The 25,912-nt window shown below is 42.6% G+C and carries 26 protein-coding genes; all 26 read right to left on the reverse strand.

Features of this window, described 5'->3' with window-relative positions:
• Positions 1 to 213: 213 nt before the first annotated feature.
• On the reverse strand, positions 214 to 1,458 hold the full coding sequence (locus ACOAOT_RS09270) for a glutamate-5-semialdehyde dehydrogenase (protein WP_420216746.1): 1,245 nt from the start codon (positions 1,456 to 1,458) through the stop codon (positions 214 to 216).
• An 18-nt stretch (positions 1,459 to 1,476) separates the two neighbouring features.
• On the reverse strand, positions 1,477 to 2,013 hold the full coding sequence (locus ACOAOT_RS09275; RefSeq protein ID WP_420216747.1) for a 5-formyltetrahydrofolate cyclo-ligase: 537 nt from the start codon (positions 2,011 to 2,013) through the stop codon (positions 1,477 to 1,479).
• Entirely contained in the window at positions 1,997 to 2,218 is a 222-nt protein-coding gene (locus ACOAOT_RS09280) for a DUF896 domain-containing protein (protein WP_349669106.1), read from the reverse strand. The genes ACOAOT_RS09275 and ACOAOT_RS09280 overlap by 17 nt, the downstream gene beginning before the upstream one ends.
• 10 nt (positions 2,219 to 2,228) lie before the next feature.
• Positions 2,229 to 3,092 (reverse strand): glutamate 5-kinase, encoded by an 864-nt coding sequence (gene proB / locus ACOAOT_RS09285; protein ID WP_420216748.1) that lies wholly within the window; start codon positions 3,090 to 3,092, stop codon positions 2,229 to 2,231.
• Between the two features lie 67 nt (positions 3,093 to 3,159).
• Positions 3,160 to 4,755 (reverse strand): NAD(P)/FAD-dependent oxidoreductase, encoded by a 1,596-nt coding sequence (locus ACOAOT_RS09290; RefSeq protein WP_420216749.1) that lies wholly within the window; start codon positions 4,753 to 4,755, stop codon positions 3,160 to 3,162.
• A gap of 7 nt (positions 4,756 to 4,762) precedes the next feature.
• Complete coding sequence (locus tag ACOAOT_RS09295; protein WP_420216750.1) at positions 4,763 to 5,977, reverse strand: BaiN/RdsA family NAD(P)/FAD-dependent oxidoreductase; 1,215 nt, start codon at positions 5,975 to 5,977, stop codon at positions 4,763 to 4,765.
• Between the two features lie 68 nt (positions 5,978 to 6,045).
• Entirely contained in the window at positions 6,046 to 6,432 is a 387-nt protein-coding gene (locus ACOAOT_RS09300) for a hypothetical protein (RefSeq protein ID WP_104437470.1), read from the reverse strand.
• A 54-nt stretch (positions 6,433 to 6,486) separates the two neighbouring features.
• A complete protein-coding gene (locus ACOAOT_RS09305; protein ID WP_420216751.1) occupies positions 6,487 to 8,163 on the reverse strand; it encodes a putative polysaccharide biosynthesis protein in 1,677 nt (558 codons plus the stop codon).
• Positions 8,150 to 9,304: a DUF3048 domain-containing protein gene (locus tag ACOAOT_RS09310; RefSeq protein ID WP_420216752.1), complete on the reverse strand. Its 1,155-nt coding sequence runs from the start codon at positions 9,302 to 9,304 to the stop codon at positions 8,150 to 8,152. Before ACOAOT_RS09310 ends, ACOAOT_RS09305 begins: the two co-directional genes overlap by 14 nt.
• Complete coding sequence (gene ybeY, locus ACOAOT_RS09315; protein WP_420216753.1) at positions 9,301 to 9,798, reverse strand: rRNA maturation RNase YbeY; 498 nt, start codon at positions 9,796 to 9,798, stop codon at positions 9,301 to 9,303. Before ybeY ends, ACOAOT_RS09310 begins: the two co-directional genes overlap by 4 nt.
• A complete protein-coding gene (locus tag ACOAOT_RS09320; protein ID WP_420216754.1) occupies positions 9,788 to 10,804 on the reverse strand; it encodes a PhoH family protein in 1,017 nt (338 codons plus the stop codon). Before ACOAOT_RS09320 ends, ybeY begins: the two co-directional genes overlap by 11 nt.
• A complete protein-coding gene (yqfD, locus tag ACOAOT_RS09325; protein ID WP_420216755.1) occupies positions 10,791 to 12,035 on the reverse strand; it encodes a sporulation protein YqfD in 1,245 nt (414 codons plus the stop codon). The genes ACOAOT_RS09320 and yqfD overlap by 14 nt, the downstream gene beginning before the upstream one ends.
• Before the next feature lie 25 nt (positions 12,036 to 12,060).
• On the reverse strand, positions 12,061 to 12,327 hold the full coding sequence (locus ACOAOT_RS09330) for a YabP/YqfC family sporulation protein (RefSeq protein WP_104437476.1): 267 nt from the start codon (positions 12,325 to 12,327) through the stop codon (positions 12,061 to 12,063).
• A 129-nt stretch (positions 12,328 to 12,456) separates the two neighbouring features.
• Positions 12,457 to 12,633 (reverse strand): 30S ribosomal protein S21, encoded by a 177-nt coding sequence (gene rpsU / locus ACOAOT_RS09335; RefSeq protein ID WP_003504099.1) that lies wholly within the window; start codon positions 12,631 to 12,633, stop codon positions 12,457 to 12,459.
• Between the two features lie 140 nt (positions 12,634 to 12,773).
• Complete coding sequence (gene alaS / locus ACOAOT_RS09340; protein ID WP_420219403.1) at positions 12,774 to 15,380, reverse strand: alanine--tRNA ligase; 2,607 nt, start codon at positions 15,378 to 15,380, stop codon at positions 12,774 to 12,776.
• Positions 15,381 to 15,431: 51 nt separating this feature from the next.
• Positions 15,432 to 15,581, reverse strand: a complete 150-nt coding sequence (locus ACOAOT_RS09345; protein WP_349673359.1) for a hypothetical protein — start codon at positions 15,579 to 15,581, stop codon at positions 15,432 to 15,434.
• A 141-nt stretch (positions 15,582 to 15,722) separates the two neighbouring features.
• Complete coding sequence (locus ACOAOT_RS09350; RefSeq protein ID WP_420216756.1) at positions 15,723 to 16,574, reverse strand: lysozyme inhibitor LprI family protein; 852 nt, start codon at positions 16,572 to 16,574, stop codon at positions 15,723 to 15,725.
• 124 nt (positions 16,575 to 16,698) lie between these two features.
• On the reverse strand, positions 16,699 to 17,178 hold the full coding sequence (rnhA, locus tag ACOAOT_RS09355) for a ribonuclease HI (protein WP_420216757.1): 480 nt from the start codon (positions 17,176 to 17,178) through the stop codon (positions 16,699 to 16,701).
• 21 nt (positions 17,179 to 17,199) lie between these two features.
• Complete coding sequence (locus tag ACOAOT_RS09360; RefSeq protein ID WP_420216758.1) at positions 17,200 to 18,801, reverse strand: MBL fold metallo-hydrolase RNA specificity domain-containing protein; 1,602 nt, start codon at positions 18,799 to 18,801, stop codon at positions 17,200 to 17,202.
• A 44-nt stretch (positions 18,802 to 18,845) separates the two neighbouring features.
• Entirely contained in the window at positions 18,846 to 20,321 is a 1,476-nt protein-coding gene (gene spoIVA / locus ACOAOT_RS09365) for a stage IV sporulation protein A (protein ID WP_420216759.1), read from the reverse strand.
• A 48-nt stretch (positions 20,322 to 20,369) separates the two neighbouring features.
• Complete coding sequence (locus ACOAOT_RS09370) at positions 20,370 to 21,686, reverse strand: helix-turn-helix domain-containing protein (protein ID WP_420216760.1); 1,317 nt, start codon at positions 21,684 to 21,686, stop codon at positions 20,370 to 20,372.
• Positions 21,673 to 22,674, reverse strand: a complete 1,002-nt coding sequence (locus ACOAOT_RS09375) for an ABC transporter ATP-binding protein (protein WP_420216761.1) — start codon at positions 22,672 to 22,674, stop codon at positions 21,673 to 21,675. The genes ACOAOT_RS09370 and ACOAOT_RS09375 overlap by 14 nt, the downstream gene beginning before the upstream one ends.
• Before the next feature lie 20 nt (positions 22,675 to 22,694).
• Positions 22,695 to 23,489, reverse strand: a complete 795-nt coding sequence (locus ACOAOT_RS09380; RefSeq protein ID WP_420216762.1) for an ABC transporter permease — start codon at positions 23,487 to 23,489, stop codon at positions 22,695 to 22,697.
• A gap of 6 nt (positions 23,490 to 23,495) precedes the next feature.
• On the reverse strand, positions 23,496 to 24,275 hold the full coding sequence (locus ACOAOT_RS09385) for an ABC transporter permease (protein WP_420216763.1): 780 nt from the start codon (positions 24,273 to 24,275) through the stop codon (positions 23,496 to 23,498).
• A gap of 152 nt (positions 24,276 to 24,427) precedes the next feature.
• Positions 24,428 to 25,138 carry an ABC transporter ATP-binding protein gene (locus ACOAOT_RS09390; protein WP_104437486.1) on the reverse strand — a complete coding sequence of 237 codons (711 nt, stop codon included), beginning with the start codon at positions 25,136 to 25,138 and terminating at the stop codon, positions 24,428 to 24,430.
• Positions 25,139 to 25,151: 13 nt separating this feature from the next.
• On the reverse strand, positions 25,152 to 25,910 hold the full coding sequence (locus ACOAOT_RS09395; RefSeq protein WP_104437487.1) for an ABC transporter ATP-binding protein: 759 nt from the start codon (positions 25,908 to 25,910) through the stop codon (positions 25,152 to 25,154).
• Positions 25,911 to 25,912 lie beyond the last annotated feature (2 nt).

The following is a 25,912-nucleotide window of genomic DNA, read 5'->3' on the forward strand; positions in this document are numbered from 1 at the left end:
CAGATGGTGTCTATTTCTGGACACAAAAAAAGGCTTGAGAATGAAGTAATATTCTTGCAAAAACAGGCACAATAAAAAAAGATATAAAAATATCCTAATCATTATGCAGTTACTTTACAAGAATTATTTCTTCATCCTTTCACCCCTTCCATTTCTTATGACGGTAGTTTATCATACAATAATTAAATTGTCAAACAATCATACTATTTTATATTATGGCCGAATCTGTCCATTTCCATAAATAATATATTTGGTTGTAGTCAGTTCTTTTAATCCCATAGGACCTCTGGCATGAAGTTTCTGAGTGCTGATTCCAATCTCAGCCCCAAATCCAAACTCATATCCATCGGTAAACCGGGTCGAAGCATTCACATAAACAGCGGCTGCATCAATTTCATTTAAAAACTTCTGGGCGTTATTGTAATCATTTGTAATGATTGCTTCTGAGTGTTTGGTATTATAACGGTTAATATGAGAAATAGCTTCCTCTACGGAATCAACAAGCTTTAAGGAAACAATATAATCCAAATACTCCGTTCCCCAGTCTTCTTCCGTTGCAGGTACAAAGTCCTTCACAATCTTACATGCTTCCTGATCTGCCCTGACTTCCACTGATTTTGTTGAAAGGCGCTGGTTTAAAAGGGGCAGGAACCGTTCCGCAACCGCCCGGTGTACCAAAAGGGACTCACAGGCATTGCAAACACCGATTCTCTGGGTCTTGGCATTAAAGATAATATCCAGTGCCATGTCAAAGTCTGCCGATTCATCTACAAATATATGGCAGTTCCCTGTACCGGTCTCAATTACAGGTATGGTGCTGTTATCCACAACGCTCTTTATAAGCCCTGCACCACCTCTTGGAATCAGCACATCTACATATTCCCGAAGACGCATGAATTCTTTTGTCTTTTCTCTGTCCGTATCTGTTATGAGCTGAAGGATATTCTCTGGCAGTCCTGCACGGGACAACCCGGTTCTTAACCATTTTACAATGGCTTTATTGGACTCCAGCGCATCACTTCCGCCTTTTAAAATCACTGCATTGCCAGATTTAAAACAAAGTCCGAAGGCATCGGCCGTCACATTGGGTCTTGCCTCATATATAATTCCAACAACGCCAAGGGGAACTCTTTTCTGGCCAATGGTAAGACCGTTGGGGCGCATCTTCATGGAAATCACTTCTCCCACCGGATCTTCTAAAGCAGCCACTGCCAAAAGTCCCTCTGCCATATCTTCGATCCGCTTTGGGGTCAGCTCCAGACGGTCTATGAGACCCTGGCTCATTCCTGCTGCCGTTGCCTTGATCACATCATCCTGATTGGCAGACAGAATCTCCGCCTCTCCTTCCAGCAAAGCGGCTGCAGCTGCTTTCAGTCCTTCCTCTTTTTTCGCAGAGCCAATGATTCCTATAATTCCTGTCACTTCTTTCGCCTGTCTGCCAATCTCAGTTATAGTCATAAAGAACCTGCCTTTCTTTTAAGGAATAATAATCATATCTACTGTTTTATCATGAGGATCTGCAGGGATCCTGTCAAATATCTGAAAGTCATAAGCAATGGCGATTCTCTTATGATCCGGTTCCTTTTCAAAGAACCGGTCATAATATCCGCCTCCATACCCCAGCCGGTTTTTGTTTTTATCAAAAGCAATTCCCGGTACTACCATGGGAGCCTGGGTATCATTAATTTTTATACAGGTAGCCTTGGGTTCCATAATTCCCATAGTGCCTTCTTCCAGATCTGATTTTCCTGTAATAATATAAAAATCCAGATTTTTTCCTGATACTTTGGGAACCGCCACACATTTTCCCTGTTTTAATAAATGCTCCATGAATTTCCAGGTACCGGCTTCATGACGCATGGAGGCATAGCAGTAAATGCAGAAAGCTCTGTTAATCTCCTCCAGTTCCAGAAGTTTCAGACAGATCCCATCATCCCACCTGGCTTCCTGTGACACACTAAGACCACTACGCTGTTCCTTTACCCATTTACGAATCTCATTCTTCTCCGACATTACCATATTTTTTTCCCAGATCTGTGACAGTTCCGTCTGTTTCCTGAATAGAGATATTGTTTAAATTTCCTCGTAAGCTGCCTCGTATGGCTTCTATATATTCTCTTCTTAAAGCTGCCTGTTCTGCCTTTTCTTCTTCTGACAGTCCGGTTGCTTTTGATTTATGATAAAGTGTGTTAATCCGATCGATCTTATCCTGATTCATTCTGCTCTCCTTAATACTCGTAATTAATATAGGTCATTAAATCAAAATCATGATTGGGGTGGGCCAGAAACAAGGTTCCCTTTTCCTGCCCGTCTAAAATCTGGCTGATGATTTCCACATGATCTCCGTTGGCAATCACCATATCACAGCCGCTGTCAGTTGCAATCCGGGCTGCCGCCAGTTTGGCAGACATTCCTCCTGTACCAACATCGCTGCCTGATGATGATTTTCCCATATTCATCAGCTCGGGTGTGATTTCTCTTACAAGGCTGATGAATCTGGCATCTTGGTTCTGCCTGGGATCATCGGAATAAAGTCCGTCAATATCAGATAAGAGGATGAGAAGATCTGCCCCGATTAAGGCAGCTACCACTGCTGAGAGCCTGTCATTATCACCGAAATTATCCACAAGAGGTATCTCTGAGGTTGAAACAGTATCATTCTCATTCACAACCGGAATCGTTCCCAGTTTTAAAAGTTCATCAAATGTGTTCTGTGCATTAAAACGGCTGTTTTCACTGACCATGGTATTCTTGGTAAGAAGTACCTGCGCTGCTATCTGATTGTATTCTGCAAACAGCTTTTGATACACCATCATAAGCCTTGCCTGCCCTACTGCTGCAAACGCCTGCTTCTCTGATATGGTAACAGGCCTTGTGTGACGACCCAGAGCCTGCCGTCCTGCTGCAATTGCACCGGAAGAAACCAAAACCACTTCTTTCCCCTGTCCTTTTAAATCGCAAATTACCCGGATGAGCTTTTCAATCTTCATCAGATTCAAGTCTCCGGTATGAGTATGGGTTAAGGAAGAAGATCCGATTTTAATTACAATTCGATTTTTATCCTTCAGCTTAATACGTTCCTCAATATTCATCTTCTTCATCCGCTTTCTAAATTACTTTTTATCTGATATCTTACATCATTTTTTAAATTACGTCAATTTAGAAAGAAAAGCTTTTATACCGGCTGGCAATGGCTTCAGCCACTTTCAGCCCATCCATTGCAGCGGATGTGATTCCTCCTGCATAGCCAGCGCCTTCGCCGCATGGGTAAATTCCTCTGATCCTGCTTTCAAATGCCTCATCTCTGGTAATTCTGACCGGAGATGAAGTCCTGCTTTCCACACCTGCCAGTATGGCATCCTGTCTGCGAAAGCCCCGGATTTTTCCTTCAAAAGCCTCAACGCCTTCTATAATGGATTCCGATATATAGTCCGGAAGTATTTCTCTCATATTGGTGAATTCATACCCGCCCTTCAGCGCCGGTTTCACATCTCCAAAGGTGCCTGACTTGCAATTATTCTTAAAATCTCCGTAAAGCTGGATTGGTATATTGCCCTTGCCCAGCTGATAAGCCGCCTCTTCTAGTTTCCTCTGGTAGGCAATTCCTGCAAGAGGAGAGTCACCGTCAAAGTCATCGGGAGTTACGGTAACGATTAGCGCACTGTTTGCATTCTCGCCATCCCGCTTATGATAACTCATTCCATTGACTGCCAGCCGTCCTTCTTCTGAAGAAGCGTTCACCACATATCCCCCGGGACACATGCAGAATGTATAGATCCCTCTACCGCTTTTACACTGATGGGTAAGTTTATAATCCGCTGCCCCAAGAACCTCCGGAGCGTCCTTCCCATACTGGGAGCGGTTAATTTCTTCCTGTGGGTGCTGGATTCTAAGACCGACAGCAAATGCTTTGGCTTCCATGGGTACCCCTCTTCGTTCCAGCACATGAAACGTATCTCTGGCACTGTGTCCAATGGCAAGAATTAAAGTATCCACTGGAATTTCTTCCCTTTCATTTACCATTACACCAGAGATATTCCCGTCTTTCATCAGAATGTCAGTAACAAGACTGTTAAAACGGACCTCTCCGCCGAGACGAATAATTTCTTCTCTCATGTTTTTTACGATTTTGCTTAGGACATCCGTACCGATATGAGGCTTGTTCACATATAGAATAGATGGATCTGCTCCGAATTCCACAAACAGTTCTAAAACTTTACGGTTCCGCATCACAGGATCCTTAACCAGAGTATTTAATTTTCCGTCGGAAAAAGTTCCTGCTCCGCCTTCTCCAAACTGTACGTTGCTATTTGGATTTAATACTCCGCCATTCCAGAAACCATCCACGGATTGCTGTCTCTTATCAACATCTTCTCCCCGTTCCAGAATAAGGGGACGGTATCCGCTTCTTGCCAGCATAATTGCACAAAACAATCCTGCAGGACCTGACCCTACTATAACCGGACGGTTCGCCAAAGCTTCTGTTCCGCACTGCGGAAACTGATATTCCTTTTTCACTGCCAGTGTAACATTGGCATCTTTCACTCTATGTACAATTGATTCTTCGTCTTTTGTCTCAATGTCAATGGTATAGATAAAACGAATTGCATCTTTTTTACGGGCATCAACCGATTGTTTGATTATTTCGTAAGATGTCATCCCAGCTACAGGAATTCGAAGTAATTTTGAAACCTTTACCAGTAAATCTTCTTTCGTATGATTCACTCCAAGTTTTAATTGACTAATTCTTATCATATTTTATTTATCCTCTTCCTGCATGGATTCCAGCCGTAATTCCGCTGGACCAAGCCCACTGTAAATTATAACCGCCACAGATTCCGTCTACATCAAGAATTTCTCCTGAAAAATAGAGTCCTCTGATCAGTTTCGATTCCATTGTAACCGGATCTACCTCTCTTGTGTCCACACCCCCGCTGCATACCTGCGCCTGGTCAAACGTGTTGGTAGAAACGATGATTGTTTTTAACTCCTTGATACAGTGTACCAGATTTTTAATCTCTTTCTCCGTTATCTCTTTTACCCAGGTTTCTCTGCCAATACCAGCCTCTTTTAAAAGGACCTTTGCCAGTTTTGAATTTAAAACACCATGTAAAAACTCCTCCGCCGGTCTGTAACCAAATTGTCTGTGCCTGGTAAAAAGAAGCTTCTCTAAGTCAGTAAGGGAAAGCTGCGGAAGAAAATCCAGTTCTGCTGCAGCCTGTCTTCCTTCATTCAGGGCTTTTGCTGCATATCTGCTAATCTGGAAAACAGGAATTCCGGAGATTCCATAATCCGTGATCTGGAGTTCTCCTCTGTCTGAGGCCGCGTTTTTCCCATCTATCTTAAGAGTCACAAGGGCATCGGTTCGGACACCCGCCGCCTGTTTGTACCATTTCTCCTTACAGCGAAGCTGAACCAGGGCCGGCAGAGGCTCTATAATATGATGACCCAGCTTTCTGGCAAGGCTATAACCGCTGCCGTCAGATCCTGTTTTGGGAGCTGCCATGGAACCCGCTGCAAGAATAATCCTGTCACATCTTTGTTTTCCATGATCTGTAATCACAGTCAGATCCTTTTTGATTTCTTTTACAGGGCACTCTGCCACAATCCTGACACCCAGATGTTCCAGTTCAAAAAGCATTGCCTCCAGAACAGTGGAAGCCTGTCCTGAGTTTGGATATACATAACCGTTTCGCTCAGTAAGAACAATTCCCAGTTCTTTAAAAAAATCCATGGTCTGGCTTACCGTAACTTTATGAAGTGCCGGAAATACAAAATCCGGCTGATTTCCCCTGTAAGCATCTTTGGGAAACTGCAGATTGGTAATATTGCACTTCCCGTTGCCAGTTGATAGAAGTTTCTTTCCCGGCCTGGCTGTATGTTCCATAATCGTAACAGAAGCTCCCTCTCTGGCTGCTGTAATGCCCGCTGCCAGACCAGAAGCTCCAGCCCCTATAATTATGATCTGTTGTTTCATCCTGTCCTCCTTACATTCAGTCAGACCTATTGTATCTGCTTTATGGTAAAATATCAATCACATTTCATTTAACTGGTATAGGATTCCAGATAATTAAATACTTCAACCATGGAAGAAAACCAGATTCCATCCATCAGCTTTCCTCTTTCCTCTTCCGGAAAATCTGTCACCGGCATATGGGTATAAAGACAGATGGTTGTTTTATCCTGATAGAGGACGAGTAAATACCCATCCTCCGATACAAGATAATACTTATCCTTACTTTCAGCATTGGCAGGCTTTGCCTCTTCCTGATTTATTACAATCTGCGCTTCCGTCACAGTTTCGGTTTCTATGGTTGCCCCAGGAAGGGCCTCCTCCGGTCGTACACTGTCTTTGGTAATGGCAAAGCCAACCCCCAGACAGATCGCAGATGCCGCAACAAATAATAGAAAGCAGAACATATACTTCTTCATGAGTTAATACCTCCTTCACGTAAGTATAGTATCTGCTTTCTTCTTACATTTTAATCACAAAAGATGGTATTTTCTTGCAATACCTGCCAATTTTCTCCCTCCAGGAAAGCCATTTAACTCTGATTCATCAACACACTGGAATTTTAACAGTAAAACTCCGTATACAATCACTGCTACAGCAACAGCTGCTAAAACACCCAGTATATTATGTTTTGAGACAGCATGTACCAGAAAATAGACTCCATAACAGACAGCACCCATAATTCCCGCTGCCAGAGTGGGAAGAAAGAATGTCTTTTTAATCTCCTGTCTGTAATTTAAATATCTCCGGATCGAAAAGCCATTGAGCAGGCACATGGTCAGTGCAAACAATATATTGGAATATAAAACTCCATAGATCCCCATCTTAAGGGGATACAGCATCACCCAAAGGATTCCCACATGAAGAATCAGGGATATAATTGCATTCCTTAAAGGCGTCTTCATATGATTAATTCCCTGAAGGACTGCATTGGTAACCGTTGACAGGGAGAAAAACACAACAGCTGAGGAACCATAGATCATCATCTTAATCAGGGATATGTTATCACTTCTGCTAAACAACAGATTACAGATCGGTCCTGCAAGGACAGTCAGTCCCACTGTAGAAGGAATTGCTATAATCATGGAAAAGCGAATCACCATGGATATCTTTCTGATAATCTGAGGTCTGCTTCTTTCTGCCACCGCCTGTGACAGGGATGGGATTAAGGCAGAAGCCAGGGAATTGGCTATTGCCACCGGAATATTAAAAAGAAGCCGGTACTTACCGGAATAAATTCCCCAGTTAGCGGCAATCTCAGGTGCCCCCATCCCCATAGAAGCCATACTGATACCATAAATGCTGTTATCAACAACAATGCTGATATTATACGCTACACTGCTAAATACAATGGGAAGAACCGTCATAATCAGCACAGCAGACAAACCGCCATACGTCTCCAGATATCCGGATCGGTCTCTTCTTGACTGCCGTTTCATAACAGGCCGGTAGCTGAACAGGATAAATAACAGGAATAAAAGCCCGGCAAGTGCACCTGCACCAGTACCTATGGTTCCACCTGCCGCACCAAACGCATAGGAATACTGGGTAGATCCGTAGAGGGCATTGGAACGCAATCCCTCCTGAAAGAGCATAGCGGCTGCATAAATGCTGATGACTGCGTTGACAATCTGCTCAAGAATCTGGGATATGGCTGTTGGAAGCATGGTGCCAATTCCCTGGAAATACCCTCTGAAGACTCCGAGATAAGCAATAATTAAAATCGTGGGAGCAAGCGTTTTTAAGGCATAGCTGGTATAGGGCATCTTTAAAAAATCATTGGCAAATAAATCTGCCCCAAACCACAGAACTGCGGCTCCCAGCCCCCCTACTACTGTTCCATAAAACAAAGATACTTTCAGCACCTTTATGGAATTATTATATTCTTTTCTCGCCAGCCTTACAGCAACCATCTTGGAAACTGCAGTGGGAAGACTGTAGGAGGAGACAATCAATAAAATGGAGTAGATGGAGAAAGCCGAGCTATAATAGCCGTTTCCCTCATCTCCCAGAATATCTGCAAGGGGGATCCGGTAAAACATTCCGATTATCCGGACGATTATACCTGCAGCCGCAAGTATAATTCCCTGAACAAGAAAGTTGGAAGAACCCCTTTTATTTGTTTTTTTGCCTGTCTTACTGTTTTCCATAAATTTCTACTTTGGGAGAATCCTGTGCTGAAACAATGCAAACCCAGGTTTTCCCCTGGTTCAGGATGATCTCGTTATTCTCCATATCGTAATAATGTGTGGGCCCGAATTCTCCATCCTTAGACCATTTCACCGGAATAGCCCGGCCCCCGGTCACATACATTCCGAACGAATCATTGTGAACATTAATGTTAAGATATTCGGTTGTTGCATAATGAGCAGAGGGACAATACTGCAGTATGATATTCTTCACTTTGATCTGCCCTTCGTCTCCCTCATGAGCTTTTCCGTACTGATATCTGTAATAAAGCCCATCATCCTCATGATACTCAAACCATGGCTTATTATAAACATAGCCAGGATAAACCTTATAAGCATCCTTTACACTTCCTGCATCTTTTAAGGTAACCTCATGACCTGTTTTAGCAAACCGGTAGTGTCCCTTATAATCAGAATTATATTCCTTTTTAAAGCCCAGCTTTTCTATGGACTTGTTTAACCGGTCTCCACTGGTATAGGCATTATGAGGCGATTTTCGGTCAGAGGAGCGAAAATATGCCACAGAGCCAATGGCCTCAAGACCATTGATATGATCCAGGTTGGACAAATAAGGTTTTGCAAAGGTGCTCTGCCCGAAATGGGCATAAACAGCATCAAACTCACGTGCAAAGTATGTATAATATGTCCTGCAGCTTCTGACCGAACCGATTCGTTTAAGATTATCATAATCTTCTATAATAGCCATATACCGGTTCATTCCGCCTTCTACCGGAGCTTCATATACAATTCCTGCACGGTTGATTCCATATTGAGGCAAAGCCTCTTTATCATTGCTCATCATCACCGCTACCGGTCTCCGGTTTCCGATTGATGCATCCACCATCTCCCCGGTTAAGTAACTGCGTATTTTACCATCTTTTTCGATACGTTCTTCATTGGTATAGTATTCACCGGATTCTGTCTCTTCACCGGAGGATTGCTCTGTACTGCTGTTTATGCGGATTTCTTCTGTCGATTGTTCTTTCTGTGATTCTGACTGCAGATTTGTAACAGATACTTCCTCGTATTTTTTACTGCAGCCAGTTAACAAGGCAGCAGACAGCATTCCTATCGCAAAACCAAACCATACCCCTTTTCTCATCTTACGTATCCCCTCCGGCTTAAAATTTCTTCCTGCTTTTGTTCCATAACAAGGCGCTCTTCATCCTGCATATGGTCATAACCGAATAAATGCAGCATGCTGTGAGCAATTAAAAATGCCAGCTCCCGTTCTATGGAATGCCCGTATTTTTCCGCCTGCTCCTCAACCTTATCAACAGAAACCACAATATCTCCCAGAAGGAGCTCTCCTGTCTCCGGGTTAAATGAATCATAGGATTCCTCTTCCAGATGATCAAAATTAGATGGTGATTCATATTCAATCATGGGAAAGGAAAGTACATCTGTAGGACTGTCAATGTTTCTGTATTCCTGATTGATCTGTCGGATATCCTCGTTATCTGTAATTAAAACATTAATCTCTGCCTCATAAGGGCAGTTTTCATAATCCATGGATTCTTCTATCACATTGGTTATAATCTCTTCATAGGGAATTTTCAGCTTTTTCTCCGCTTCGTATTCTATATTAATCGTCATAATGTGCCTTTCTACCTGTGACTGGTTTTACTTTTCTGTCACTGGTCTTTTTCTTTGACTCAAATTCATCATAAGCCTGTACAATTTTTTGAACCAGCGGATGGCGCACTACGTCACTGCTGGTCAGCTGACAAAAGCTGATATCATCAATCTTCTTTAAGATTCTCATGGCCATATCAAGACCTGAAACGGCTCCTGCCGGAAGATCCTTCTGGGTCTGGTCACCGGTAACAATCACCTTGGAACCAAAACCGATTCTGGTTAAAAACATCTTCATCTGGGCTGGCGTGGTGTTCTGAGCCTCATCAAGGATGATAAATGCATTATCCAGGGTTCTGCCGCGCATATAAGCAAGAGGAGCCACCTCAATCAGCCCCTTTTCTGCATTATGGAGATAGCTTTCAGCACCCATGATCTGGTAGAGTGCATCGTAAAGCGGTCTTAAATAGGGGTCGATCTTACTTTGAAGATCACCGGGCAAAAATCCCAGCTTCTCCCCGGCTTCAATTGCAGGTCTGGTTAAAATAATTCTGTTTACCTCACCGTTTTTAAACGCCTGAATTGCCATCGCCATGGCCAGATAAGTCTTGCCGGTTCCTGCCGGACCAATTCCGAATACCACCATCTTTTTTCTGATCTGATCTACATACTGTTTCTGACCAAGTGTCTTTGGCTTAACCGGTTTACCGTTAATGGTTCTGCATATAATGTCCTTATCTATCTCAAGAATCTGATTGTCACTTTCTGTAAAGGAAAGGGAAAGGGCGTAATCCACATTCTGCTCTGCGATTACATTCCCCCGTTTGGAAAGCTCAATCAGATTGCTGAATACACTCTTAGCTCTTTGTACCATCTGTTCCGGACCGATAATCTTAAGTGCCCCATCCCTGGCAATCATGGTAACATGAAGGGTTCGTTCTATTTTTTTCAAGTAGCTGTCAAATTGTCCGCATACATTCTTCTCGTGTTCAATAGGGATATCTATGATAGTTTCAATTACGCTCATTTGAATTATTTGTCTCCTCCGGTTCCTCAGTTGTCTGCATCTTAAGTGCTTGCTGTTTTCCGAACGGTTCTTCCGTCACAAAATCCATGGTAAACCGGCACAAAGATTCATTATCTAGTATTTTAACATGATTTTCCAGAATTTGTACCCCCTTTTCCAATAATTTTTTCTGGAAGTTCTGATTCATCTGATCAGCCAGTTCTTTCTTCTCTTCATCAGTGTAAGGACGTTCATATGATATATATTCTTTCCCGGTTATCCTGCCCACATAGATGGGTAAATAAAAATTTTCAAATAAATGAAGCTGGGTTTCCTCCATGGTACGTTTCCACGAGGTTCCTTCCGGCCTGGGTCTCATTAAAAGAAATGAAAACTTAAATGCTTTTACATATCGTCCTCTTCTCACTTTTCCTGTCTCTACATCAATGGTTTTAAAAAGCGGAATATTCCTGTTATAATGATACTCCGTTCTTGCCGTAATATCCCCGTCAGAGTGTACATAATGGGTATTTATAACTTCTTCATTATCTCCGATGATAGGAAGTGTACCGCTGACCAGCACATCCCCGGCTTTCACCTGATCCCCGATTTTTACCTTGGGAACTCCGCTTCTGACAATCATGGAGGTGATCGTGCCGTCTTTTGGGGCAACAAGATCACAGGGAGTTTCATCTCTGACCGGAATATCAGAGAGCACCTCATTTTCTTTTATCTTAACCAAAAGTCTGGTGCCTGATACCCTTGCAGAAACCCAGGTGATCTCCGGAAAACGGGTTCTTAAAGATTCTTCCAGCACATCACAGTCAATTTTAGATTTTTTCATTCCATAACGGATCTCCTCTGATTCACAGAACTTCAAAAGAGTATCGTATGTATACATTTGATTGCCATCAAATTCGATATCCCAGATAAACAGGGACAGAGCATAAAGAATCACGACAAAGCCTAAAAATCCAGCTGCATAGAATTTCCTTCTTCGGTTTCGGTATAAAAAAAAAGGAAGTCCAAACTTTTTCAAAATTCTAAGTCTGACCTTCGATTTACGGACAAGAGGCTTGATTTTACGAAATCCCGGTACCGTGATAAAGAACCGATAGGTATGCCCGGTATGAACTACATCCCAAACCTCAATTTCATGTGCGCTGCACATATTAAAAAAGCGCTCCGGAGAAAAACCGGTCATCTCAACCAAAAGAAATCCAAAAAAACGATGATTCAACCATATAAGCACGTAATTACACCTCCATTATTCCCGGTTAATCAAATTCCAGGGACTTAATGTAACCGTTAATTTTCATTTCCTCATTGGTGTAATACTCGATCATCAGGCGGCTTCCACCGATGATAACCCGGCAGTTTTTTGCCTGAATCTTGATTAAACAGTCGGTATATAAAATAATACTTCTGTAATTTTCAATCACAACACTATGGCGGCCAAGAAACGACACAAGCACCTCTCCAAGAACCACATCCTTTGGAAGTCTTAAGGCGGAAGCTGCTTTTACCTTTGTTTCCTCCAGCATGACTTTTTCGCCTCTCTCTGATTTCTTCTTTTCTACTATATGCAATCGAGACAGGGAAAATTCTATCGCTCATAAAAAGACGAAAAAACCCCTGGTCACGAAAAGAGACCAGGGATTCATCTTTTAGAATTAGTTATATTTACGTTTTCTTGCAGCTTCAGACTTTTTCTTGCGTCTTACGCTTGGCTTTTCGTAATGCTCTCTCTTACGAATTTCCTGCTGGATACCTGCTTTTGCACAGTTTCTTTTGAATCTGCGTAAAGCGCTATCTAAGCTCTCGTTGTCTTTAACGATTACATTTGACATAGCTCACACCTAACCTCCCTCCAGTTGTGTACTTGTGCATAATACAACTGTTTGGGTATTTTATAGCACTGATATGATTATAGCATAATTCTGCCATACGTCAAGAAAAATTTTTTATATTTTTTCAATTAATCCTGCTATTAATTCAGTTGTTCAGCCACTACTTCAGCTACTTTGGATAAGCATGCATCTACTCCTGCCGGATTCTTTCCGCCAGCCTGAGCCATATTTGGACGTCCACCGCCGCCGCCGCCCACAAGGGAAGCTATGGCTTTAATTAAGTTACCTGCATGGGCTCCTTTTTTCTGAGCCTCATCTGTAACAGCAGCCATTAAATTAACTTTTCCATCCTGAACAGATGCGATGACGATTACGCCTTCTCCCAGTTTGTCTTTTAACTGGTCTCCCAAGTTTCTAAGGCCATTCATATCCACATCAAGAACTTTTACAGCCAGTACTTTCATACCCTTAACTTCTGTTACCTGATCCATAACATCACCCAGGGAATCATTGGCCAGCTTACTCTTTAACTTCTCGTTTTCAGAATGAAGAGCTTTGATCTCTTCCAGGAGAGATTCGATCTTTGCTGTCAGGGAAGCAGGTGTGGTCTTTGCAGTTTTTGCTGCTTCATGCAGGGTTAATTCTGTCTCTTTATAATAGTTCATTAAGCCGTCACCGGTTAATGCCTCGATTCTGCGGACACCAGCTGCAATACCAGTTTCTGACAGGATCTTAAAGGATCCGATCACTCCTGTATTGGAAATATGAGTACCGCCGCAAAGTTCTGTTGAGAAGTCACCCATTTTTACTACGCGGACACTGTCACCATATTTTTCACCGAATAATGCCATGGCGCCAGACTTTTTCGCCTCTTCAAGAGTCATAATCTCTGTCTGTACAGGGAGAGATTCTTTGATTTTTTCATTCACAAGAGTCTCAACCTTAAGGATCTCCTCTGGTGTTAACGCTGAAAAATGAGTAAAGTCAAAACGAAGTCTGTCTCCATCTACGAAAGATCCGGCCTGCTCTACATGGTTTCCAAGCACGGTTCTTAATGCCTTCTGAAGAAGATGGGTTGCGCTGTGGTTCATTCCTGTATTCTGACGATTCTTTTCGCATACCTTACAGGTAACTTTATCACCGGTCTGAAGCATACCTTTTATAACTCTTCCCACATGGCCGACTTTGCCGCCCTGAAGGTGAATGGTATCTTCTACTTTAAATTCTCCGGTTTCACAGACAATCACACCGGTATCACCCTGCTGACCGCCCATGGTTCCGTAGAAGGAAGTTTTTTCTGTAACAATTGTTCCGGCTTCTCCATCAGTCAAAGCTTCCACAAGATCGCTTTCACTGGTAAGTGCAGTGATTACCGTATCACAAACCAGACTGTCGTATCCTGTAAATTCTGTGGTAAGAGATGGATCAATGGACTGGTAAACGGTTACGTCTGCGCCCATATAATTGGTGGTCTTTCTTGCGTTTCTGGCAGTTTCCCGCTGCTTTTGCATCGCTGCCTTAAAGCCTGCTTCATCCACACCAAACTGTTTTTCTTCCAGAATCTCAAGAGTTAAATCAAGAGGGAAGCCATAGGTATCATAAAGCTTGAATGCATCCTCTCCAGAAAGAACTTTGATTCCTTTTTTTACCATATCCTCTTCCAGATCATTTAAAATGGCAAGACCCTGGTCAATGGTCTTATTAAACTTATCTTCTTCCTGAGTAAGAACCTTTAATATCATGGCCTTTTTCTCTTCCAGTTCCGGGTAGCCATCCTTTGAAAGTTCAATCACAGTAGTCGATAAATCGGCAAGGAATTTGCCTTCAATCCCAATCAGTCTTCCATGACGGGCAGCCCTTCTTAAAAGACGGCGCAGTACATATCCTCTTCCTTCATTAGACGGCATAATTCCATCGGAAATCATGAAGGTACAGGAACGAACATGATCGGTGATGAGACGGAGGGATACATCAACATCCCCGTCCTTTTTATACTCTGTTTTGGCAAGGGTTGCAACGCGGTTTAAAAGCGCTTTAATGGTATCTACATCGAAAATGGAATCCACATCCTGAACCACTACTGCAAGACGCTCCAGACCCATACCTGTATCTATATTCTTCTGCTTTAATTCTTCATAGTTTCCCTGACCGTCGCTCTCAAACTGGGTAAATACGTTATTCCATACTTCCATATAACGGTCACAGTCACAGCCTACGGTGCAGCCTGGCTTTTTACAGCCATACTTTTCGCCGCGGTCATAATAAATCTCAGAACAAGGACCACAAGGGCCAGCTCCGTGCTCCCAGAAGTTATCTTCCTTACCAAACCGGAAGATACGCTCTGGCGCAATACCGATCTCTTTGTTCCAGATCTCAAATGCTTCATCATCGTCTAAGTATACGGAAGGATACAGCCTGTCCGGATCCAGTCCGACTACCTCTGTTAAAAATTCCCATGACCAGTGAATTGCTTCATTCTTAAAGTAATCTCCAAATGAAAAATTGCCAAGCATCTCAAAAAAAGTGCCGTGGCGGGCAGTCTTGCCAACATTCTCAATGTCACCGGTTCTGATACACTTCTGGCAGGTTGTTACTCGTTTTCTTGGAGGAATCTCCTGACCTGTAAAATAAGGTTTTAAGGGTGCCATACCCGAGTTGATCAATAACAAGCTGTTATCATTATGTGGAACCAGGGAGAAGCTTTTCATCGCTAAATGTCCCTTACTCTCAAAGAATTCCAGGTACATTCTCCTCAGTTCATTCACACCGTAGTTATTCACGTTACTGTCCTCCGTTTGTTATTTAGTCTCATTCGCATCAGCTGCGGCACTGATGGCGTCTTTATGATCTCTGTATTTCTTTCCGCATACAATTCCTCCCCAGGAAATAAACAGGAAAAACAGGAATTTAATAGCGGTTCCCAGGAAACTTGCAAATATTTCTGTCATTATTTTTTCCTCCCGAAAGTTATTATAATATCGCTCATTTTATTATCCTATCACAAGGGATTTTATTTAGCAAGATATTCATTTGTTATTTTTTTTACACAGTAGAAAAAAGTACGGCAAAAACCGTACTTTTTATTCTTTCTATGGAGTAAGAAATTCCTCATACTCTGTGACCAGCTCATAAGCTCTCTCTCTGGTGGATTCCGCGAGAGAAGCAGTATATTCCAGTTCTTCCAGAGAACCGCCGCTGTACTTCTTCGCAGCTTCCTCTGCTTTCAAATCCCTGTCTTTAATCCAGGACTGCTGTGATGCTTCCAGCTTTCTTTTTGAGTCTTCGGGCAGGCTTTCAGAAATCGCCTCATATATTGTATTCTGCTCCCGATTCCAGAGCTTCAGTTCTTTGTCAGCCAGAGCTTTCATGGAATATGTGTTTGAGTCTGCAGAATCCTCCCTCATCTTTTTAATCTGGGCATCCAGCTCTTTGAAATGCTTTTTAAAATAATCGGCGCTTTCATCAGGAGCTGCCGCCTGAGCTGTCTTGGCCTTTGAATCCGGAGTGATCGGTGTAATGACTGGTTCCGGTCCAACTAACTGGGTTTCACTTTCTTCGGATAGTTCTGTATCTCCTGCAGCCGGCTCTGGCTCTGCCATAAGTGCACGCTTCATCATCGGACCCTGGGTATCCTGAAGCTGGGCATTTTCGCTATTCTCTTCAGAGGTGATTGATTCCGAAGATGGCTCCGTTTCAACGGCAGCTGATTTCTTCTGTACTTCTTTTTGCATCATGATATCCGGAGAGATCTGCCGGACAGTATCGCTTCCTGCTGCTTTTTCTTCTTTTGAAAGCGGGCTGTCCTCGGAATATCCTGAAACTACGGAAGAATTCGTTGTGCTGTCTTTACCATTTACAAAGCTGAAGGTAGCAAAGGTCACCAATATACCGATCACCAGTATACTTCCTATTACAATCCAAATCCCTCTGTTTCTATTCATGACTTTTCATCCTAACATGATTTAATAAAATTACCATATCACAAATAAAAAAGAAAGAAAATAGGAAACTGGATTTAGTAAGAGATTGTAAGAGATATGTAAGTTTTATCACAACTTTATCTCTTTAGGAAATGCCTTCATCCGTAAGCAGATCATGTCCGTCAGCTGCACTGGTCGCCAGAACATCACACCTTTCATTCATCGGATGACCAGCATGTCCTTTTACCCAGTGAAACGTTACCTGATGCATCTCTTTTGCCCTCAGCAGGCGCTCCCATAAATCAATATTCTTTACAGGACCGCTCTTGCCTCTTTTCCAGTCATTTTTCACCCAGTTATCAATCCAGTGCTGGTTAAATGCATCAGTTAAATATTTGGAATCTGAATACAGCTCCACCATACATGGGCGTGTTAATGCTTCCAGACCTGCTATGGCCGCCATCAGTTCCATTCGGTTATTCGTGGTTTTCACATATCCTGCAGACATGGACTTTTCATGGAGCTGCCCTGTGGAATCTGTAAACTGCAAAATCGCGCCGTAACCTCCCGGTCCGTCAGGATTTCCTCTTGCAGCTCCATCTGTAAATAATTGTACCTTTGTCAATTTCTCACGTTCTCCTTATTCTCATCTGTCCCATTTATCACACAATGAATTAATCTGATCCGCAAATTTAGCCAGATCTTTATTGGCTCCGCCTTCATTATGACGTATCACCTGCAGCAGACGCTCACCTGCAGCAAACAGCCGGCCGTAAACACCCACTGGTTTTTTAGCAGTTTCGGGCGCTTTGACCACTGCGATTCCTTCTGTTTCATCCACCCATCTGCCAAGAGACAGATCATAGATGGAACCAGAATAGGGTGCACTCACTTCATAAGCATACTCTTTTCTTAAAAGCTGTTCAAAGGAATTGCAGACCAGATCATCGCCATGAACCAAAAATACTTGTCGCGGTTTTTCTTCAAATGCATTCAACCAGGCAATCAATCCTTCCATATCTGCGTGGGAACTCATCCCACCCATCTGTTCAATATGGGCCTCCACCTGTATGGTTTCACCAAAAAGCCTTACATCGGTGCTTCCATCGATCAGGCTTCTGCCAAGCGTCCCTATGGACTGATAGCCCGTAAAGACAATGGTACACTCCGGGCGCCACAGATTATGTTTTAAATGGTGCCGGATACGTCCGGCATCGCACATTCCTGCAGCCGATATAATAACTTTGGGCTTTGAATTAAAATTGATGTTTCTGGAATCTTCACTGGTTACGGAAAGCTTCAGACCGGGAAATGATATGGGGTTAATCCCATTCATAACCAGATCCCTTGTTTCCTCATCATAACAATCTGTCAGATTGTCTTTAAAAATCTGCGTTGCCTCAACGGCAAGAGGGCTGTCAACGTATACCTCAAATCCATCGTGTCCTGTAATCCGTTTCTCGGTCTTAATCCGCCGGAACATATAAAGCAGCTCCTGGGTTCTTCCTACAGCAAAAGCAGGGATTACCACATTTCCGCCCCGGTCAAGGGTTTTTTGGACAATGCCTGCAAGAACACTCACATGATCCGGTATTTTGCCATGGAGACGATCGCCGTAGGTACATTCCATCACTACATAATCGGCATCCTTTATATATTGTGGATCGCGGATTAACGGCTTGTTCTTGTTGCCGATATCGCCGGAGAAAACGATTTTCCTGGAGCAGTTTTCTTCTCTGATCCAGGTTTCAATGGAAGCGGAACCAAGAAGATGACCCACGTCGGTAAACCGAATGGTGAAGCCATCTTCCAGTTCTACTTTTTCGTTATACTGATAGGACCGGAACAGTTCCAATACCCCCATGGCATCATTCATTCCGTAAAGGGGCTCTTCTTCCGGAAGACCTGCACGCCTTGCTTTCCGATTTTTCCATTCTGCCTCTGACTCCTGAATGTGGGCACTGTCCTTTAACATAATTGCGCAAAGATCAGCTGTGGCATCGGTAGAAATCACCTTCCCCCGAAAGCCTCTGGCATAAATAAAAGGAAGCAGCCCTGCATGGTCAATGTGAGCGTGTGTCAGCAGCACATAATCAATCTGGGCGTAGCTGACAGGCAGGCTGGCATTTTCAAATCGGTCAATCCCCTGCTCCATTCCGCAGTCCACAAGAACCCTTAACCCTGCCGCTTCCAGATAATGACAGCTTCCGGTTACCTCGTGGGCTGCGCCGATGAATGTCAATTTCATAAAAGCCCTCCTTTTGTATTTGTTTTTCCTATTATACCATTAATTTAGATAATAATGCAAATCATACCGCCATTACTATCGTTAATTATTTTTTGGAGGGTGTCCTGCAGCTTCATCTGACAATCTTCCGTAAGCTGGGAAACTTTTGTCTGAATTCCGTCTTCTACAATTTGCTCAATGGATTTTCCAAAGATATTGGTGTTCCAGATACCTTCTTCACTTTCTCTTGCATTTTCCTTAATATAGGCAATTAAATCCTCTGCCTGCTGCTCGCTGCCTACGATCGGGGCAATCTCAGTCTGAATATGGGCTTTGATTAAATTAATGGAAGGAGCTTCCGCACGCATTTTTACGCCGTACTTATTTCCATGTTTAATCACCTCTGGCTCATCAAGCATGATTTCCGAACGTTCCGGAGTCACAACTCCATAACCTTTCAGTCTGACCTGACTCATGGCCTGATTGACCTTTTCATACTCTTTTTTCATCTTTGCAAGCTCACTTAAGGTCTGCATCAGCTGATATTCCCCTTCAATGGGAATTCCCACGTAATCACTTAAAATCTGATAATAATAGCTGTCATCCACGTCCATGTCAACGGATACGCTTCCGTCTGCCATGTTCATGTTCTGGACTTTAATCCCCCGGATACTCTCTGTTTCTCCGTTAAATAACCCGGAAGATACATCCCTCATCTGTGCAACCTTTTTCACCATGTCTTTCGCTGCCTGAATTACCTGAGCCTTTAACCAGTGAGTGGCAGGTAGAATTTCAAGCCATTTTGGAATGTAAAAATCCATTTCCGTTACAGGGAATTCCTTTAATACCCGTTCCAGAATATTTCCTACATCTTCTTTCTTTAACTGCTCACAGTTAATGGGCATTACTGTTACACCATATTTCTGATTCATATCGTTTGCCAGGGCAACGGTTTCCTCTGAATATGGTTTTGCAGAATTCAGTAGTATGAGAAATGGTTTTCCAAGATTTTTAAGCTCTGTAACGGTACGTTCTTCTGCAGTTATGTAGTTGGGGCGCTTCAGTTCACCGATAGAACCGTCTGTGGTAACAACAACTCCAATGGTGGAATGATCATTGATAACTTTTCTGGTTCCGATTTCCGCCGCTTTCGTAAATGGAATCTCATAATCAAACCATGGTGTTTTTACCAGACGTTCTTCTTCGTTTTCAATATGCCCGGCTGCTCCGTCTACCATAAATCCCACGCAGTCGATCAGGCGGACCTTGGTTTCAATCTCATCTCCCAGGCGGATTGTTGCGGCCTCTTTGGGAATAAATTTAGGTTCCGTCGTCATAATGGTTTTGCCGGCTGCGCTTTGTGGCAGTTCGTCCCTTGTCTGAGTTTTCTGGTGTTCGTCTTCCATGCCCGGCAGTACCATCAATTCCATAAAACGCTTGATAAAGGTGGATTTTCCTGTTCTGACGGGGCCAACAACTCCAATGTAGATTTCTCCGTTGGTCCGGGCTTTGATATCATTGTATACGTTATAATTGTCCATAAAGATTCCCCCTTCTGTGCTGTTACATAATATGCGGGGGTGAAAAGATTATTCCCTTTTCTTTTCCAACCGATTAAGGATGGATTTACCGGTATTTATAATTTTTCCATACTCTTTTTTAGAAATGATTCCTTCATAGAGGGCTTCCTTCAACTCACCGCCATTCAGTGTCATCACCCGGCCATCTGCCGTGAGCGTGATTTCCAAATGCAGCAAGGTATAGGTTAGGGATTGATCCTTATGATACCGTAAGTTTCTGATGATATAATAATGTTCCCTCATCACTTCTTTGCAGCTGTTAAAAACTGTTTTCCGATACCAGTCCTCACCATCCGGGAAAAACAGATGGTATTCTTTTTCTGTTGTATTCCAGCGAACCGGTTCTGTTTCATCATCAATGGAAAAGAAATAGTTTATTTCCTCGCAGGGGATCTTGCAGCTAAATCCATGACTGCCTTTTTGTGTTTCCCTGTGAGCATGACTGACCTCGCCTTTGTAAAGACCGGAAGCATCATCGTAGAAAAGTCCAAAAACGGGAAATCCATAAGGACTGGTAAAATTCCGAAACAGTCGCTTATGAGCCTCTTCTATGGTAAGATTTAACTGATCAAACAGCTGTTTTGAAGTAATTCCCCTGGCATTAATATGAGTCACTCCGGCAAACATGGATAAGAAGATTTCATTTCCTTTAACTATAAAACTGGTGCCATTGGCCTTTAGGACCTGTAATGCTGCGTTCCTGGCAGCCGGATACCCTGCTCCTCCTAAATTCACTGCAAACTTATCGCCTGCCAGCCGGTAGAGGGTGCATTCTGTTTCCATTAATTCTTCAATTCGCCGCAGAGCATGTAAAGCAGCGGCCTCTCCAGCTTCTTTTCCATAGCAGGTTTTAATAAAACGGATACCTACTATGTCAAAACAAACAACAGTCGAGCATTCTCTTGCATTTAATTCTTCTGTCAGGCCGGTTAAATCAAACCGCCTGCGAAAAACACCGCATTCATCGCAAATAAACTCCTGTTTTGGATAAATTCCGTAAAAATGCCTTTTCTTTCTGTATACGCCCGGTGTCTCCTGCCATATCTTATAAAATGCTCTGGTGAAAACTTCCTGGGAGCCAAATCCGTAATAAAAGGCTACCGAACAGACCGATTCCTGTGTTTTTATCAGTCGGCATGCAGCTTCTGTAATCTTTCTTCTGTTTACATATTCCATCATCCCATACTGGAATACTTTATGAAATAAGTATTTTAAATTAGAAACGGAGTAATTGCAGACCTCTGCAATCTCTTCTGGTAATATTATCTCTTTGATATGATCTTCCACATATTGAATCGCAACATTTAATACATTATAACTGTCCACTTGTTTCTCCTGATTGAGAGGTATATATTTTTCGTACAATTTCATCAATCTCTGGTTTCTTAATTGTAATGTCTGTAACTTCAAACAGTTCCGAAATGCCGCTCAGCAGATCATTCATGGAAACAAGTCTGGGATTTATGCTATAAGTATGACAAAAAGGCTGCTCTTTCATAAGCTCTACACCGTCGAAGGACAAAGGTTTTTTAAAGTTTTGGAATGCAACCTCCACATAATACTGGTCTGCTCCCTGTGATTTAAACGAGGCAAGTGTCTGGTCCAGCATCAGCGTTCCATGATCAATCATAATAATCCGGTCACAGATTTCTTCTATATCAGCCATATCATGGGTTGTAAGAATTACCGTTGTCTTCTTCTCACGGTTTAACTCTCTTATAAACTTTCTTATTTTGTCCTTTACCACTACATCAAGTCCGATGGTTGGTTCGTCCAGATATAAAATATCAGGATCGTGCAAAAGAGCAATCGCCAGCTCTGCTCTCATTTTCTGCCCAAGGCTTAATTGCCGTACCGGTTTATTTAAAAAAGAATGCATCTCTAGAAGTTCTGTAAACATCTGCGTATTTTTCCGGAACTGTACTTTATCAGTACCATACATTCTTCGGTACAGCTCAAAGGTATCTTCCATGGGCAGGTCCCAGTTGAGCTGAGATCTCTGACCAAATACAACACCAATGTGTTTTGCATTTTCTTTTCTGTTTTCCCATGGGACCAATCCACCGGTTTTTATGGTTCCGCTGGTAGGCGTAATGATTCCTGTCAGCATTTTAATGGTTGTGGATTTCCCGGCTCCATTTGGTCCGATGTATCCCACCAGTTCTCCTTTTTCTATTGTAAAGGATAAATCATCCACTGCTTTTTTGACCTCATAGCTTCGGTTTAAAAGGGTAGAAAGAGCTTTTTTTAATCCCTCAGGACGTTTAAAGCTTTTAAATTCTCTGGTTACATGATCAACTGTAATATATGACATAGTTACCCTCCGCTTTTATTTTACGATCCCGTGCTCTGATATGCGTTAAGCCCCTTGTTCCAGAATCTGTAAGCAATAAAAAATACAAATGCTCCCACAAATGGTGTGAGGAACAAGAAAACCGGTGACGGCATCCCCTCCTGCCTGTTAATAAATAACTGGACAGGATAAAAATTAATAAATCCATATGGCAGCAAAAAGGTCAGTAAAAACCGAATACCACCATGGTAAATCGTAAGGGGATACTGAAGAAAGCTGGTGAGGTTCCTGTAAAAAAGGCGATACAGCCCGTCGCTTTTTAAAAACCAGAATGCAGGAACTGTTGTTACCATGAAACCAGCAGCCTGGATCAGCGAAGCACCGGCTATATCGAGAATCAGCCATATCATCTGATAAAAGGACAAAGAGACCCCCAGTTTGTGCAGACTGATTCCTATCATTGCTCCGGCTATTACATAATTACTGGTATACCCTGCGCTTATCTTTGTACAAATCAGATAAATAAGAGGATTCACCGGTTTGGTTAAAATTCCATCCAGCTCTCCGCTTTGAATCAATCGTGGCAGCTTACCGAAACCACCCATAAAAAACGTTCCTGCTATGGAATAAGAAAGAACATCAAAGGCATATAAAAGAAGAATCTCATATAACCCCCAGCCTGCCACAGGTCCCACTTTATTCAGTAAAATAACCAACAGAATAAAACCGGAAGACCACCCCAGCAATTTAGCAATCATACGCATAAAATACTGACCTCTGTATTCCAGCTGTGTCAGGAAAGCGACTTTAGCAAATGCACCATACAAACCAAACATAAACAATCAACCTCCCTGAATTTCTACACTGATTTGTATCTGTTTCCATATAAGCCGCTCTGCCATAAACAGAATGAGTACCCAGGAAAGCTGAATGAGCAATATTTTCTGCCACTGATCTGCTTCCTGCATACCAAGCCATATGGAAATAGGCTTAAATGCCACATAGGAGAAAGGGAGAAAATCGCATAACGCTCTCAGCCAGTCAGGATAAAACCAGAGAGGAATATCAATTCCTGAAAACAGAAGAAATAACCCATCTGCTATCATGCGCGTATAAGTGCCGTCTTTCATCCAAAAGACCAACAGCCCTATCGTATACTGGATAAAAAACATGATCAGCAGTCCCAAAAACAGGCTGACCAGAAAAATCAGAATAGTTCCTGTCACCGGAATGGGAAGTTTCCAAATTATAAATGACACTGTTGCAATGAAAATCCCTTCAAAGAGAACGTGATACAAATTCTCTCCTAATTGTCCAAAGAAATAATACCATTTTAAAGAAATTGGGCGGATAAAATCAATCGCAATCATCCCTGTCCGGAAACGGTCTGCCAGTTCCTCTGCTACCCTTGAATTTAACAGCCCACTGACCATGGCTGCTATAATTGAATAAGAAACTAATGTTTCGAAATTAATGTTCTTTATGTTGCCTGCATTTAAAATAGCCTGCCAGATACAGATTTTTATGTAAATACCAAGCCAGTCACCAGCCATCTGAAAAAGCAGATTCCATTTATACTGAAATTGTTGCCGAAAGCAGCATTTTATAAGTACCCAGTACATATCCTTCCCCCTTTGTTTATAGAATACCGAAACTTATCTTACCATAATTAACCGTCTCTTTCTTGATTTTTTGGATAAACTTTTTGCTCTTTCGCTACAAAACAAATGCCACAGCAAGGAAAAGCTTTGCTGCAGCATTTGTTTAACCTGTTTTATTCACTTAAATATGCCTTCTTAACAGAATCATCATTCATCAGTTCTTTGGCATCTCCGCTTAATACAATGGAGCCTGTTTCCAAAACGTAAGCACGGTTTGCTATGGATAATGCTTTCTTCGCATTCTGTTCCACCAAAAGTACGGTTGTTCCTGATTTATTGATTTCCTGTATGATATCAAAGATTTCATTCACATAAATTGGTGAAAGTCCCATAGACGGCTCATCCAAGACGATAACCTTGGGGTGGCTCATGAGAGCACGTCCCATGGCAAGCATCTGCTGTTCGCCGCCGCTTAATGTACCTGCAGGCTGGTTCTTTCTTTCTAACAGTCTGGGGAAACGCTTGTAGATCATCTGAAGAGTTTCTTCAATCTCATTCTTGTCTCTTCTTGTATAGGCACCCAGCTTCAGATTTTCATAGACGCTTAAAGCCGCGAAAACCCTTCTTCCTTCCGGAACGTGGGCCATGCCCATGCCTACGATTTTGTCCCCTCTGATTTTGGTTATATCATGACCATCAAACTGGATGTTGCCGGATGCTGCCTTAATCAGACCGGTTATTGTATGAAGAGTGGTTGTTTTACCAGCACCATTGGCACCGATCAATGCAACAATCTCTCCTTCTTTTACTTCAAAAGAAATATCTTTTAACGCCTTAATGACGCCATAATATACTTCCAGATTTTTTACTTCAAGTATTGCCATGTAGAAAGCCTCCTTATTCTCCCAGATATGCTTTGATGACTTCCGGATCATGAAGCACATCCGCTGTTTTACCCTGGGTAAGCACCTGACCGAAATTCAGCACCGTCAAACGCTCACAAATCCCGGAGACAAGCTTCATATCGTGTTCTATTAACAGAATGGTCATATCAAAATTATCCCGTACAAAACGTATGGTATCCATAAGTTCAGCCGTTTCATTGGGATTCATACCTGCAGCCGGCTCATCAAGAAGCAGAAGCTTTGGACCAGTGGCAAGCGCTCTGGCTATCTCAAGCTTTCTCTGCTTTCCATAAGGCAGATTGGACGCAAGGGTATCCTTCTCTTTATCCAGATCAAAGACCTTTAAAAGCTCTACTGCTTTCTCATCCATCTGCTTTTCAACTTTATAATAATTAGGAAGCCTTAAAATTCCGGCAACGGTGGAATAGGGATGACTGTTGTGAAGACCTGTTTTTACATTATCAAGAACCGTCAGATCCTTAAAAAGACGGATATTCTGAAATGTTCTCGCAATTCCGGCACGGTTAATATCTACCGTTTTCTTTCCGGTAATATTGTTGCCATCTAACAATATGGTTCCTGCGTTCGGTTTATAAACTCCGGTTAATAGGTTAAAAATCGTGGTTTTCCCCGCACCGTTTGGTCCGATCAGACCATACAGCTGTCCCTTTTCTATAGTAATGCTGAAATTATCCACGGCCCGAAGACCGCCAAATGAAATTCCAAGGTTATTAATTTCAAGTAAAGCCATGA

It is taken from the genome of Lacrimispora struthionigena, assembly GCF_048627165.1.
Classification (GTDB): Bacteria; Bacillota; Clostridia; order Lachnospirales; family Lachnospiraceae; genus Lacrimispora.